This is a genomic window from Haloarcula sp. H-hyl2, assembly GCF_056934385.1.
This window is the reverse complement of record NZ_JBRIIJ010000003.1, coordinates 136,645-150,434: the sequence shown is the minus strand read 5'-3', so window position 1 is coordinate 150,434 and position 13,790 is coordinate 136,645. Positions and strand designations below refer to the sequence as shown.

Here is a 13,790-nt window from a genome sequence, read left to right as displayed (position 1 = left end):
AAGAAACCCCCTACAGCAAGCCACGCTATACCAGTGTACTGGACGAGAAAGCTGTCGATACCCCTACCAAATCGTTTTCAACACGCCAAGCTAACCGACAGTACTGGACGATGATACACCGTCTATCCACAGACCAGTCATGACGGACCCAGAGACAAACGTCCCCTGGTCTGTCGCAGGGGTCCGGTTCGTCCTGGAAGTGGTCGCGCTCTTGATTCTGGGATACTGGGGGTACGCGAGTGGGACGACGACTCTGATCAGGTGGCTACTCGCGGTCGGCCTGCCGGGCGGTATCGCCGTCCTCTGGGGACTGTTCGGCTCACCCGCCGCGCCGTATCGACTGCCACCTCCTGCGCGACTATCGCTCGAACTCGCTATCTTCGGTGGGGCGACTGCTGCACTCTGGACACTTCGTGGGCCTGTGCTCGCGCTCGCGTTCGGCGCGGTAGCGCTCGCCACGTCTGCGGCCCTGCACACAGCCGAAAGACGGTCGGCTCCCTGACACCGCGCCGGGCGGGACAGTGCTGTTGAAGTCGGCGTATGGGCCATCAGGCTGTACACTGTGACCGGCGAGACGGAGCGGGCGGGGGACCTCCGGAATCACGGCGTGAGTAAAATTTATATAGAAGGTTAGGCATACCTCGCTCACGAACGCTCGGCGCTACTATGCCCCCCGACCACACCGACGACCGAATCACCGACGCGCTGCTCTCTGACTCGGCGTACGAACGTGTCCGGTTCGAACGGCACTCGTATTTCAGACAGACCGTGCCACGAACCCTCGCGCTCCAGAGCGCGTTGTTGGGCTTGCTCGCGCTCGTCCTCCCGATGTATGGCCTCTTTCCCGAAAGCGCAACGTCGTTCCTCCCCACGGCGGAGCCGAGCGTAGCCTCGCCGAAGGTCCTCCTGCTCGGCGTGTTCGGTGGACTGTTCCAGATCCTCAGCGCCGTCCTGCTCGTCGGCGCCGCCTGCTACCGCGTGACAATGACGCCACTGTCCGAGTCACAGGCCCACAAGGTCCTCAACGTCGAGGACTTCGCCCGCTACGTGGCGCTCGGGACGGGCGGGCTGGCGATCCTCGTCACGGTCAGCCTGTTCGCGGTCGGACTCGGCGGGGGACCAGCGATCCAGTCGTACGTGGAGACTGTCGGGCGGAACCCCTTCGCCGCGTCCGGGTTCGGCCTCGCGGTCAGTACGGTCTCGTTGCTCGCGTTCGTCGCCAGCGTGCTGGTCTTCTACGCCGGCCGCTACCTCGCAGTGCGGATCGCACTGTCACGGCTCCGCCGGGCGACAGAGCGGTAGTCGATCCCAGCGTCACCAGTCCCCAGTTCGCTCGGGAAGCGGATCGACGGTCCAGGCCATCCGGTCGGTCAGCCGTTCCAGCAGCCGTCTCTTCTCATCCGCGAACGAGGGGTCAGTCCAGTGGTTCCGGCGCTCGGTCGGTGTCTCGGTCAGATCGTACAGTTCCCCGTCGTCGGTGCCGTGGTGGGCGATGAGTTTGTACCGATCGGTCCGCAACATGGTCACGTAGGCTGGCGGGTCGCGGTGGCGGGCAGAGGCATTGTAGAATTCACAGTAGACGTCCGCCCTGTGTGAGCCGTCGGCGCCGCCGGTGAGCCTGGGCCAGAGCGACCGGCCCTGCATCGCGTCGGGGACGGACCGACCTGCGGCCTCCAGCAGCGTCGGTGCCAGATCGACGAGTTCGACGAGCGAGTCGTCGACGACGCCCGCATCGACGACGCCGGGCTGTGAGAGTGCCAGTGGGACCCTGACTGCCGGTTCGTAACAGTAGGGACCTTTCTTGTAGATGCCGTGGTCGCCCAGCATCTCGCCGTGATCGCTCTGGAAGACGACCAGCGTCTGGCTCCGTTGGCCTGTCTCGTCGAGCGTCTCCAGGAGTCGCCCGATCTGATCGTCCAGCAGGTCGATCATCGCGTAGTAGGCTGCCCGGACCTGCCGGTGGTCCTCTTCCGTCATCTCCCGGCCGGGGAACCGCCCGGTGGATGCGGCTTCGCGCTGGACGCGTGGTTTCTCGTCCAGTTCCCCGTCGGTATAGTTCGGGGAGTCGATGGTGTCGATGCGGTCGAGGTACCGCTCCAGATACGCTTCCGGTGGATCGAACGGATGGTGCGGATCGTAGTAGTTGACCGAGAGCAGCCACGGATGCTCCTCGTCGGCGGCGTTCCGGACGTAGTCGAGAGCCCGGTCGGTACACCACGTCGTCTGCTGTGCCGGTGGCGGGACCGACGTCTCGACGTACGGTGAGTCCTGGTACGGCGTCGGGTCGTAGGTCTCCGGACGAGACTGGAGCCACTGCCGGTACTCGTTGGCTGGATGGTCGTCGCCGGGTGCGGCGGACCAGTGGACCGTCCCGTAGCCGTCGTCGATGCGGCGGGCGGGCTCGCGTCCCCTGGCGGCCGTCGGGTCGTCCGGGTTCGTCGGCGCGAGGTGGAGCTTCCCGACCAGTCCACAGCGGTAGCCGATATCGGCCAATCTGGCGGGTACGAGTGTCTCGTCGGCCGGCATCGGCTGGCCGTTCTGGCGACAGCCGGTGGTTCTGGGATACCGACCGGTCAGGAAACTCGCACGGCTCGGCGTACAGACGGGCGACTGGCAGTAGGCCCGCTCGAAGCGGGTCCCCGAGGCCGCGAGGGCGTCGATGTTCGGAGTAGCGACGACGTCGTTGCCGGAGGTGCCCAGCGCGTCGAACCGTAGCTGGTCGGCACAGAGCCAGAGCACGTTCGGTCGGTCGGCGTCGGGCATCGGTCAGTGGTCCTCCAGATCGACGACACACCGGAAGCCGGTGTGGCCCGTCGTGCTCAGCGGGTCGTTGCTCGTCCGGGCCGCGACCCGATACCGGTTGCAGTACGAGTCGTGGCAGAGATACGAGCCGCCGCGGATGACCTTCTGGTCGCCGGAGGACGGTCCTGTCGGGGTATCCCGTGGCGTCTCGTCGTGGCCGGTGTCGAACCAGTCGAGACACCACTCCCAGACGTTCCCGACGGCGTTGAACAGTCCGTAGCCGGTCGGGTCGAAGGCGTCGACGGGCGCCGTCTTCCTGTAGCCATCGGCGGCCGTGTTCTCGTCGGGGAACGATCCCTGCCAGATGTTACAGCGGTGCTCACCCTCGGGAGTGAGTTCGTCCCCCCAGGGATAGCGACAGCGCTCGCGACCACCGCGAGCGGCCCGCTCCCACTCGGCTTCGGTCGGAAGCCGCTTGCCGGCCCAGTCGGCGTAGGCACACGCGTCCCGCCAGGAGACGTGTGTCACTGGGTGGTCGAGTCGATCGGCGACACCCGACCCAGGCCCCTCGGGCTGGAACCAATTTGCACCCTCGACAGCGACCCACCACGGCGCCGCGTCGACGGCGTCGATGACGGCCTCGGACTGCTCGTCGTCCAGGAAGTCCTCGAAGACGAACGACCAGCCGAACCGTTCGGCGTCGGTAGTGTAGTCCGTGTCGCGGACGAACTGGACGAACTCCGCGACGGTAACCGCGTGCTGGTCGATGGCGTAGGCGTCGGTGGTCACCTGGCGTGGCGGTCCCTCGCCGTCCTCCGGGAACCCGACGTCGTCGTCGCTCCCCATGATGAAGGTCCCCCGGGAAAGAGTCGTCATCCGGTCGGCATCGGCGGACGCTGTCGCGGTTCCCAGTCGTGTGGCCGGGTCCCCTTCGAGTGCGTTCCCCGATATCCGGGTGTCCGGACAGCAGGCAGGGGCGCCGCGCTCTGTCATAGCCACTACGTTCGCCTGCGCTCCCCCTAAGTATTCGTCCACTGAAAGTAGTAGTTCGATATCGACAGGGCGCTACTCTCGTTGGCCACACCGTTGGTTCCGGCGCTCTGGAACAACTGAGTTGCGTAGACCAACCTTGATGTCTCCACCGTGTGAGATGAGAGTGAGAGGACGGCTGCGTAGATGAGCCAGACGACGCGACCGAACGTCCTGTTCGTCCTGACCGACCAGCAACGCTGGGACACCGTCGGTAGCTACGGGTGCCCGCTGGATCTGACGCCAAGACTCGACGAGATGGCCCGGGCGGGGACGACCTTCGAACGGGCGTTCTCGCCCCAACCGCTGTGCGCCCCGGCCAGAGCCTCGCTCCAGACCGGCCAGTACGCGACCGACCACGGTGTCTGGAAGAACGGTATCGCGCTGCCGGACGTCGAGTACCTGCTCGGACGGCAGTTCCAGGCGGCGGGCTACGACACCGGGTACGTCGGGAAGTGGCACCTCTCGACGACCGGAACTTCCCCGACACCGCCCGACCGGCGCGGCGGATACGAGTTCTGGCGTGCCGCCGACGTCCTGGAGTTTACCTCCCATCCCGACAGTGGGTACGTCTACGACGAGGCCGGCGACCGGGTCCCCTTCCAGCAGTACCGCGTCGACGCGATCACCGACCACGCCCTGGAGTTCCTCCGACAGGACCGCGACGTGCCGTTCTTCTGTTTCTGTTCGTTTCTGGAACCGCACCACCAGAACGACATGGAGACCTACGTCGCGCCCGAGGGCTACGCCGAGCGGTACGCGAACCCGCCGGTCCCGCCCGATCTCCGGGCGGTCCCCGGCGACTGGTACGAGTCGCTGCCGGACTACTACGGCATCTGTCGGCGGATCGACGAGTGTCTGGCCGACCTGCTTGCCGAACTGGACCGCCAGGGGATCGCCGAGGAGACGCTGGTCGTCTTCACGAGCGACCACGGTTCCCACTTCAGGACCCGGAACGGCGAGTACAAACGGTCCTGCCACGAGGCCTCGATACGTGTGCCCGCCGTCGTCCGCGGCCCTGGCTTCTCCGACGGAGAACGGCGGTCGGAACTGGTCAGCCTGCTGGACTTCCCGCCGACGCTGCTCCGTGCGGCCGACGTCGAGGTGCCCGCACCGATGGCCGGCGAACCGCTCCAGGGGCTCGTTGGGCCCGAACGGGTCGACTGGCGGGACGAGGTCTTCGTCCAGACGAGCGAGGCCGCGGTCGGGCGCGCGCTGCGGACCGCCCGCTGGAAGTACGGGGTGTTCTCGCCGGACGCCGCCCCCCACGAGGACGCCGCGAGCGACAGCTATCGCGAGCGGTACCTCTACGACCTCAGAGCAGATCCGTACGAGCGCGTGAACCTGGCCGGCCACGACGACTACGAGGGGGTGGCCACGGAGTTACGCCAGCGTCTCCGGCGCCGGATCGAGACCGTAGAAGACGTTCGCGTCGAGATCGAACCCGCGACGTACCGCCACTGGTAGGCGGGAGCGGCGGGTACGGGTAGCGCTCAGAGGTCGGTGAGTTCGATGCCGTCCGCGGCGACGTCCTCGATGGTCGCCTTCCAGCCCCCCACGGTCAGTTCGCTGTCGTCGGTCGCCAGCGTGACCGAAGCGACGACGGGCGTCGAGATGGTGTAGTCGGCCCCCTCGACCGGTCCACGGAGGTCGAAATCCACCAGCCGTCCCTCCCAGGTCCCCTGTCGGTACGTCTGCGTGCTCATGCCGGGGACCGTCGCGTAGAGGTCCATCCCCTCCGACCAGTGATCGGCGAGGTCGATGATGAGGTGCCACGGGTCGAGATAGCGCCGTGCGAGGGGTTCGCCCGACTGTACGACGGTCGAGGTCGGCCAGACCTGGTTGCTGTAGTTCTGGAACAGCAGGACGAGGTTGCGCTCCTGTGTGATGATGTAGGGCTGGCCGGTCCGTCCGGGGTGTTTGCTGCTGAAGACGCCGTACTCCCTGTCCGCCGCGACGAACGTGTCGGCCGTCCGTCGGTGCCGGACTCGGAGGTCCGACGGGAAGTCCTCACTGTCGACGTCGGGGTCGCCCTCGCTGAGGAGGAGTCGGACGGTGACATCCCTGTCGAGGGCCGCTGCGATCTCGTCACGGATCTCCGGGTAGAGGCGCTCCTCGATCGAGATAGTGAGCCACCATTCGGCCGTCTCGATGGCCCGCCGGACGTGCCGAAGTGCCGACGCCTCCCTGCTGACCATCGTCACGTACGCATCCGGGTTCTCCTCGGGACGGTGGTAGACGTGTTCGAGATCCGAGACGGCCGTCGACACCTGGTCGGAGAGTTCGTCGATGCGGCGGCGTTTGAACTGCGTGAGGACGGTCTTGGGCGACGGCGCAGTCACTTCCTTTCGACGGCTCTGTGTGTGGACCTCGATGAGCGCCTCGTCCTGCAGCGAGTCGATGACGTCGTAGATGCGGGCCTGTGGGACCCCGGACTCCGTGGATAGCTCGCCGGGGGTCGCCCGGCCCAGACGGACGGCCGCGAGGTAAGCCCGTGACTCGTACTCGGTCAGTCCCAGCGCCTGGAGGTGTTCGATTATCTGTGAGTCAGTCATCGGTGAGTGGCGCACGTCGTAGTTCGAAGGCACCGTCCTCGCGGGCGACCTCGTAGTAGGCCCGCCGATCGGTACTCTCGGGGTGGTCCTCGACCGTCAGATACCGCAACGTGGCGAACTCGTCGACACCCGTCTCGGAGTCCGCGGTCGGAGCGCTGTAGAGCGGTCCATGCGGAGTCGTGTCGTACACGTCGGTCAGGTCGTGGCTGATGGCCATCCCGGTCCGCAGGTTCCAGGTCTCCCCGTAGTCGACGGTCCCGCTGCCCTCGTAGAACACCTGCCAGACGGGGGCGTCGGGCGCGGGGACGACCGCCGAGATACGCGTGTGGTGGTCGTGCCAGTACTGCCGACCGAGCACGGGGTTGTCCGGGTGGCGCTCCCAGATCTCGCCGTCGACACTGGTCGCCAGGTGAGCTTGTTCGGAGTGGCCGTCGTGGCCGGCGTAGAACATGTAGTACCGACCACCGACCGTGGTGACGACCGGGTCCTTGACCGTCACCGAGTCGCTGCCGCCGGCGCGCGGGGCGAGCACCGTGTGTGCGGTCGTCGGGTCGAGTGCAGCAGGGTCCTCGACCGGCGCGAGTTTCTGGATGGTCCAGTCGTTGGCGCCGCGATCGACGGGGACGTAGACGTGCAGACGGTCGGCCCGGTCGACGACCATCGACACACGTTCGAGGCTGACAACGTCGAGGGAGTCGGCCGTCAGTTCCGTGACTCGCTCCCGTTCGTCGCCGGTCCCGGCGTAGATCGTGACACTGCGACCTCGCTCGACGGGTGTCCGTTCCCGAACTGCCAGCAGCGTCGTCCCACGATGTCGTGCCAGCGCCGGGGCGCCGACCCAGTTCCCCTCCGTCGAGTCCGGTGGCTCTCCGATCGTCGTCGCCTGGCCCTGTCCTAACGCCGGTGCTCGGGCGTAGGTTCCCATATCCCATTATTTACTCCGTTCGGTAAAATGGTTTGGATTACAACCACTGAGCATAGTTGTAAACCCATAGTTATTTCTACATTGTCCATAAACATAATCATGTACCATGATAGACTCGGATCGATCCGAGCGCCCGTCCGTGGACCGACGGACGTTCGTACGGGCAGCCGGGGCGGCGGGAATTACAGCACTCGCGGGTTGTGGCGGCGACGGCGGCGGTGGCACGCCGACAGAGACGCCGGGCGACGGCAGCGGCGGTGACGGGAGCGACGGGGACAGCGACGGCGGGACCGCGACGGATACCAAGACGGCCCAGCCGTTCACGCTGGAGTACGTCGACGTCGACGGCGACCGGACGAAAGAGCACTTCCAGCCGGTCGTCGACGAGCTAAACAGCGAGTACGACGCGCAGATCTCGCTGAACTTCCGGGAGATCCCGTACAGCAACATGAAACAGCAGTTGCTGACACGCGTCGGCGCGGGCGACGAACCTGACGTCGCGGCGATCGACCAGATCTGGCTGGGCGAGTTCTACGACAGCGGGAAGCTGATGACGTTCAACGACGTCCAGGACGAGGTCAACTTCGACGACTACTTCGCCGGCTTCCAGGAGGCCGTCGTCCAGGGCGGTGACCTCGTGGGCTTCCCCATCACGACTGACGTTCGGGGGATGTACTGGCACAAGAGCGCCTTCGAGGAGGTCGGCCTCGACCCCGATTCTGGTCCAGAGACGTGGTCGGAGTTCTACGACGCCGCGGCACAGCTCCACAACCCGCCCGAGCAGTACGGGACGGGCGTCATCGTCGCAGCCGGGATCTACTCGATCCCGCTGTTCGCCGCGGGCGGGAGCTTCCTCAGCGACGACGGCTCGGAGCCAGCCTTCCAGAACGAGGGGGGCGTCCAGGCCGCCGGGTTCTTCGATGCCATCTACAACGACGAGGCCGTCGGGCCGCCCGAGCCGGTCACCAGCGGTAGCGGCTTCCCCCAGGAGTTCCTCAACGGGCAGTACGCGACGACACCTATCTACGGTTCGTGGATGGACTTCTTCGGCCGGCAGGAGGGGTTCACCAACGAGGAGATGCTGAACCAGATCGGCTTCGGGATCACACCCTATCCCGGGGACGGCGAGCCAGCGACCATGAACGGTGGCTTCGGCTGGGCGGCCTTCGAGACGAGCGACCGCCCGGATATCGTCAAGGACTTCGTCATCGGTATCTCCGACAGGGAGTTCAACCGCAAGATCGCCCGCGAGACCGGCCGGATTCCGACGCGCCAGTCGCTACTCGACGCCAGCGAGGTCTGGGAGAACATCCTCTGGGCCGAGGAGATCAAGGGGATGCTGGAGTACGGCCACACCCGACCGGTCAACAACTGGTCGGTCGTCTCCGAGGAAGTGACGACCGCGCTCCAGCAGGTCGCCTTCGACCGCCAGGAACCCGAGGCGGCCATGCAAGCCGCAGCGGACGCAGTGCGCGGGAACCTGTAGGTGAACGATGGCCGAGGACCCAGCGTATTTGTCGGAACTCGACGACGGCGCCGGACACCGAATGACCGAGGGGATGAGCCGAGCCGAACGGCTCTACGAGGCCGTCGACAGCCGGCTCCCGTACCTGATGATCGCGCCCGTCTTCGTCGTGGTCATCGGACTCATCCTCTACCCGGCGATCTGGGCGTTCAAGCTCAGCCTCTACGAGACACAGATCGTCAACCTCGACGCCCAGACGTGGGTAGGACTGGGCAACTACGTCGACATCCTCACCGACCCGTTCTTCTACCGGATCATGCAGAACAGTGTCGTCTTCGTCGGTGCCAGCGTCGTCGGTCAGGTCGGCATCGGGACCGGGCTGGCGGTCCTGCTCGACCGTTCGTGGCTGGGCGAGCGGTTCACGCGGTTCTTCCGGGCCAGCTACATCCTGCCGTGGGCCACGACCGCTGTCATCGTGGGCTACTCCTGGCTGTTCCTGCTGAACCCGCGTGTCGGCCTGGTCAACCAGTTCCTGCGGTTCCTGGGCTGGGCGAACCCACCCGCGTGGGTCAACAGCCTGGAGTGGGCGATGGTCGGCGTCGTCATCATGAACATCTGGCGGGGGACGCCGTTCTCGCTCATCTTCCAGACCAGCGGCCTCCAGAGCATCCAGGAGACGCTCTACGAGGCCGCCGAGGCCGGTGGCGCCTCGGCCATCCAGACGGTCCGGTACGTGACACTCCCCTTGCTTCGGCCCTTCATCTTGATGAATCTCATCCTCGTGACGCTGTTCACGTTCAACGTCTTCGGGATGATCCTCGTGATGACCGGCGGCGGGCCGCTGGACGCGACGAACGTCCTCGCGCTGTACATGTACGAGACCGCCTTCATGTTCGGCGAGTTCGGGAAGGCCAGCGCACTGGCGGTGTTGCTCTTTGGCTTCAACGTGACGACGGTGGCACTGTACCTCAAACTGTTCGGCGGCGTCAGGCAGGCGGTCTGAGATGAGTACGAGACAACGCATCGTGGAACTCCGATATCGCGGCCGGAACGCCGTCCGCTTCGCACGCAAGCACCCCGAGAGCGCGCTGGTCAGACTCGCCGGCGTCGGCATCCTCACGATGGCAGCGGTCTACTTCGTCATCCCGCTGTACTGGCTGTTCGTCGCCGCGTTCAAGCCACCACGCTCGGTCGGCTACCCGCCCGATTTCATTCCGGACACGCTCTCGGTGGAGAACGTCATGACCATCGTCACCGAGACGGCCTTCATCGACACCTACCTGCTCAACAGTTTCGCCGTCGCCATCGGGTCGGTGGTCATCGTCCTCGCGCTGTCGGTGCCGGCTGGCTACGCCTTCTCGCGGTACGACATCAAGTACAAGCAGTACCTGATGGTCGCCATCCTCTTCGTCCAGATGATCCCGTTCCTGGCGATGATCATCCCGCTGTATCGCATCTTCTCGGTGCTGGGGCTGTTGGATACCCTGTTCGTCGTCACGCTCCTGCTGGGCGCCAACACGGTCCCGGTCGCCACGTGGCTCATCAAGGGGTATTTCGATACCGTCCCCGACGGGCTGGAGGAGGCGGCGCGGGTAGGTGGGGCCTCACGCTTCCAGGCGTTCCGGGTCATTCTCCCGCTGGCCAAGCCAGCCATCGGCGCGACCGCACTCTACGCGTTCGTCAGCGCCTGGAACCAGTTCATCATCCCGCTGACCTTCCTCTCCAGCCAGGGGAAGTGGGTGTTCCCGGTGGCGCTGTACGAGTTTATCTCGCTGCGTGGCGTCGTCAACTGGGGGCTGCTCGGTGCGGCCAGTCTCATCGCGATGTTGCCCGTCCTGATACTGTTCGTGGTCTTCCAGCGGCAGTTCGTTGCGGGCCTGAAAGGAACGGAGTTCAAGGGGTAAATTCATGAGCACGATCAGACTCGACCACATCACGAAGGAGTTCGGCGACGTGACCGCAGTCAAGGACGTGGACTTCGAGATCGACGACGGCGAACTGCTCGTCCTCGTCGGCCCGAGTGGCTGTGGCAAGACCACGCTGCTCCGGACCATCGCCGGCCTGGAGATGCCGACCGAGGGGGACGTCTATCTGGGTGACACCCGCGTGACCGACATCCCGGCACGCAAGCGCGACGTCGCGCTCGTCTTCCAGAACTTCGCGCTGTTCCCGCACATGACCGTCCGGGAGAATATCTCGTTCAACCTCCGGATGCAGGGCGGCCTCGACGACGACGAGATCGGCCGCCGCGTCGAGCAGACCGCCGAGATGCTGGACATCCACACGCTGCTGGACCGGGAGATCGACGAACTGAGCGGGGGCCAGAAACAGCGTGTCTCGCTGGGCCGGGCTATCGTCACGAACCCGGCTGCGTTCATGCTCGACGAACCGCTAGCGAACCTCGACGCCAACCTCCGGGACCAGATGGAGACCGAGATCGTCCGCCTCCAGAAGCGCCTGGGCATCACGACGGTCCACGTCACGCACAACCAGAGCGAGGCGATGACGATGGGCGACCGGATCGCGGTGATGCGCGACGGCGAGATCCAGCAGATCGGCCCGCCCGAGGAAGTGTTCTACGAACCGGCGAACCGCTTCATCGCCTCCTTCATCGGGAGCCCCGACATGAACCTCCTGTCCGGCCGGTTCGAATCAGGCGTCGGGGTGACGATCGCCAGCGAACAGCTCTCGGCGACTGTCCCCGTGACGGTTGCCGACGGGCAGTCGACCGTCACCATCGGCTGTCGCCCGGAGCACGTCCAGATGGAGCGTGGGGACCGCGAGGGATCGGAGTGGCTGACCGACGCCATCGCGTTCACCGAGTTCCACGGCGCGAACAAGTACCTCTTCCTCGAACCGGAGGGAGTCGGCGAGATCGTCGTCCGCGTCGACTCGACCGAGCAGTTCGACCCCGGCGACAGGATCAGTGTCCGGTTCGATCCTGCTGCAGTCCACGCTTTCGATCCGGACAGCGGCGAGCGCGTCGATACCCGCCCACTCGACGAGGCGGACGTAAACGTCACCGGCCAGCACCACTCGAACAATGACTGACCAGGTACTCGTCGACGGCTACACGTTCTTCGTCAGCCGGCCGGACTTCTCGGTGGGTCCGGCGGGCGGGCTCTTCCATCGTGACACCCGGTACCTCTCGGAGTTGTCGGTCTCCGTCGAGGGCGAGGAGCTGACCCACGTGGGGACCCACCTCGGTCGGCCACAGAACCGCGTCGGGACCTTCGCAGCCCTCACCTCGGACGTGAACGAACTGACCGACTCGGAGGCCCAGAAACACCCGACCAGCGTTCTCCATCGCGACCAGATCGTCGCCGAAGGAACGGGGTTCCACGAACGGCTCCGGTTGTTCAACCATTCGCCGACCGAACGGACGGTCTCGCTGGGACTCGGGTTCGATGTCGACTTCGCCGATATCTTCGAAGTGCGGGACATCGGGACAGAGATCGACCGGCAGGCCGACGTCGACGTCGACGACGCCACCGTCACCTGGGCCTACGAGCCAGCGAACGCGGACGGCGTCGATGGACGGCAGGTGACCGTGGGCTTCGATCCCGCTCCCGACGAGCTCTCGGCGACAGCAGCGTCCGTCGACCTCACGCTGGCCCCCCAGGAATCGGCCACGGTCGACGTGGTCGTCCGTCCGGGAGAGACAGCAGTAGATCCGGCCGCGAGCGCGCAGGCGGTCCGCGACGCGGCCCGAACCGAGCGAAAAGCGGCGACACTGGAGTCACTCTCGCGCGGACAGAGTCGGTACGAGTCGGTCTTCGAGTGGGCCGCACGCGACCTGGAAGCGCTGGTGACCGAGACAGAACACGGCCCCGTGCCCCTGGCCGGCGTCCCCTGGTTCGCGACCGTCTTCGGCCGTGACGCGCTCGTGACGGCCTTCGAGACGGTCCATCTGTCACCCCGTATCGCTGTGGGGACGCTCCGCTATCTCGCGGCGAATCAGGGGACGACGACGGACACCTACAGCGAGGAGCAACCCGGCAAGATACTCCACGAGATGCGCCACGGCGAACTGGCCCAGCGGAGCGAGATCCCACACACCCCCTACTACGGAACCGTCGACGCGACGCCGCTGTGGGTGGTCCTGTTGCACGAGACGGTCCGCTGGACGGGCGACGACGAGTTGCGCGACGAACTCTGGGACAACGTGATGCGGGCCATGGGCTGGCTCACCGACGAGATCGACCGGATCGGCGACGACCCGTTCCTCTACTACGAGGGCGGTGCGGACAGAGGGCTCCAGCACAAGGCCTGGCGGGATACGGAGTCCAGCGTGCAGTTCGCCGACGGACGGCCCGCGACACCCCCGCTGGCTGCCGTCGAGGTTCAGGGGTACGCCTACGACGCGTTCGTCAGAGCCGCCGACCTCGCCAGGGACGTCGGCGAGACCGAGCGCGCCCGCACGTGGAGCGAACACGCGACCGCCATCGCCGAGCAGTTCGACGACGCCTTCTGGCTGCCGGAGACGGAGTTCTTCGGCGTCGCGCTCACCGTGGACGGTCGCGTCGTCGACTCGGTGACCTCCAACGTCGGCCACTGTCTCTGGTCAGGGCTCGTCGAGGAGCATCGCGCGCCGGCGGTGGTCGACCGACTCCGCAGCAGTGCCCTCGACGCCGGCTGGGGCGTACGGACGATGAGTAGCCGGGCAGCCGGGTTCAGCCCGGTCTCCTACCACGTCGGGAGCGTCTGGCCACACGACAACGCGCTGCTGGCACTGGGCTGTGCGGACTATGGGTTCCGGGATGCCGCCTGTGATATCGCCATCGAAGTACTGGACGCGTGCAGAGCCCTCGACGACCAGCGTGTCCCGGAACTGTACTGTGGGTTCGGCGACGAACAACCACCGGTGCCGTATCCGGCGGCCTGTGAACCGCAGGCCTGGAGTGCCGCGACGCCGTTCGCGCTAGCGAGAGTCCTGTTCGAAGCAGAGCCCGCCCCGGGCGACGACCGCTACGCTGTTCCAGCCGCCCGTCCGGACCGCCTCGACATCGCCGCGGACGCGCTGTCGATTCCCCGGGCTGCCGTCGAGTGGCCCGAGCGTCGGAACGGGGCCTGA

The 13,790-nt window shown here is 66.1% G+C and carries 12 protein-coding genes; 8 read left to right on the top strand and 4 right to left on the bottom strand.

Translation table 11 applies throughout. The features are described from left to right. Nucleotides 1-139: 139 nt before the first annotated feature. Together Hhyl2_RS18060 and Hhyl2_RS18055 are read left to right on the top strand one after the other, a co-directional pair. Entirely contained in the window at nucleotides 140-502 is a 363-nt protein-coding gene (locus tag Hhyl2_RS18060) for a YrdB family protein (RefSeq protein ID WP_483552185.1), read from the top strand. Between the two features lie 164 nt (nucleotides 503-666). After that, complete coding sequence (locus tag Hhyl2_RS18055) at nucleotides 667-1,302, top strand: hypothetical protein (RefSeq protein ID WP_483552184.1); 636 nt, start codon at nucleotides 667-669, stop codon at nucleotides 1,300-1,302. A gap of 12 nt (nucleotides 1,303-1,314) precedes the next feature. Here the strand turns inward: Hhyl2_RS18055 and Hhyl2_RS18050 are convergent, their stop codons facing one another. Both Hhyl2_RS18050 and Hhyl2_RS18045 read right to left on the bottom strand, forming a co-directional pair. Next, nucleotides 1,315-2,763 (bottom strand): sulfatase family protein, encoded by a 1,449-nt coding sequence (locus Hhyl2_RS18050; protein WP_483552183.1) that lies wholly within the window; start codon nucleotides 2,761-2,763, stop codon nucleotides 1,315-1,317. A 3-nt stretch (nucleotides 2,764-2,766) separates the two neighbouring features. Then, a complete protein-coding gene (locus tag Hhyl2_RS18045) occupies nucleotides 2,767-3,735 on the bottom strand; it encodes a formylglycine-generating enzyme family protein (RefSeq protein WP_483552182.1) in 969 nt (322 codons plus the stop codon). A 183-nt stretch (nucleotides 3,736-3,918) separates the two neighbouring features. Here Hhyl2_RS18045 and Hhyl2_RS18040 point away from each other — a divergent pair, with 183 nt between their 5' ends. After that, nucleotides 3,919-5,238 carry a sulfatase family protein gene (locus Hhyl2_RS18040; protein ID WP_483552181.1) on the top strand — a complete coding sequence of 440 codons (1,320 nt, stop codon included), beginning with the start codon at nucleotides 3,919-3,921 and terminating at the stop codon, nucleotides 5,236-5,238. A gap of 26 nt (nucleotides 5,239-5,264) precedes the next feature. Here Hhyl2_RS18040 and Hhyl2_RS18035 read toward each other — a convergent pair whose 3' ends face one another. Together Hhyl2_RS18035 and Hhyl2_RS18030 are read right to left on the bottom strand one after the other, a co-directional pair. Next, a complete protein-coding gene (locus Hhyl2_RS18035; protein WP_483552180.1) occupies nucleotides 5,265-6,326 on the bottom strand; it encodes a TrmB family transcriptional regulator in 1,062 nt (353 codons plus the stop codon). Beyond that, the gene (locus tag Hhyl2_RS18030) at nucleotides 6,319-7,251 is read right to left on the bottom strand and encodes a hypothetical protein (RefSeq protein WP_483552179.1); all 933 of its coding nucleotides are present in this window, start codon (nucleotides 7,249-7,251) and stop codon (nucleotides 6,319-6,321) included. The genes Hhyl2_RS18035 and Hhyl2_RS18030 overlap by 8 nt, the downstream gene beginning before the upstream one ends. A 106-nt stretch (nucleotides 7,252-7,357) precedes the next feature. Here Hhyl2_RS18030 and Hhyl2_RS18025 point away from each other — a divergent pair, with 106 nt between their 5' ends. The 5 genes from Hhyl2_RS18025 to Hhyl2_RS18005 are packed head-to-tail and all read left to right on the top strand — an operon-like array spanning nucleotide 7,358 to nucleotide 13,790. Then, a complete protein-coding gene (locus tag Hhyl2_RS18025) occupies nucleotides 7,358-8,737 on the top strand; it encodes an extracellular solute-binding protein (RefSeq protein ID WP_483552178.1) in 1,380 nt (459 codons plus the stop codon). A gap of 7 nt (nucleotides 8,738-8,744) precedes the next feature. Then, nucleotides 8,745-9,719, top strand: coding sequence for a carbohydrate ABC transporter permease (locus Hhyl2_RS18020; RefSeq protein ID WP_483552177.1), 975 nt, complete (start codon nucleotides 8,745-8,747; stop codon nucleotides 9,717-9,719). Between the two features lies 1 nt (nucleotide 9,720). Then, nucleotides 9,721-10,620 (top strand): carbohydrate ABC transporter permease, encoded by a 900-nt coding sequence (locus tag Hhyl2_RS18015; RefSeq protein ID WP_483552176.1) that lies wholly within the window; start codon nucleotides 9,721-9,723, stop codon nucleotides 10,618-10,620. A 4-nt stretch (nucleotides 10,621-10,624) separates the two neighbouring features. Then, nucleotides 10,625-11,767: an ABC transporter ATP-binding protein gene (locus tag Hhyl2_RS18010; protein WP_483552175.1), complete on the top strand. Its 1,143-nt coding sequence runs from the start codon at nucleotides 10,625-10,627 to the stop codon at nucleotides 11,765-11,767. Then, nucleotides 11,760-13,790, top strand: a complete 2,031-nt coding sequence (locus Hhyl2_RS18005) for an amylo-alpha-1,6-glucosidase (RefSeq protein ID WP_483552174.1) — start codon at nucleotides 11,760-11,762, stop codon at nucleotides 13,788-13,790. Before Hhyl2_RS18010 ends, Hhyl2_RS18005 begins: the two co-directional genes overlap by 8 nt.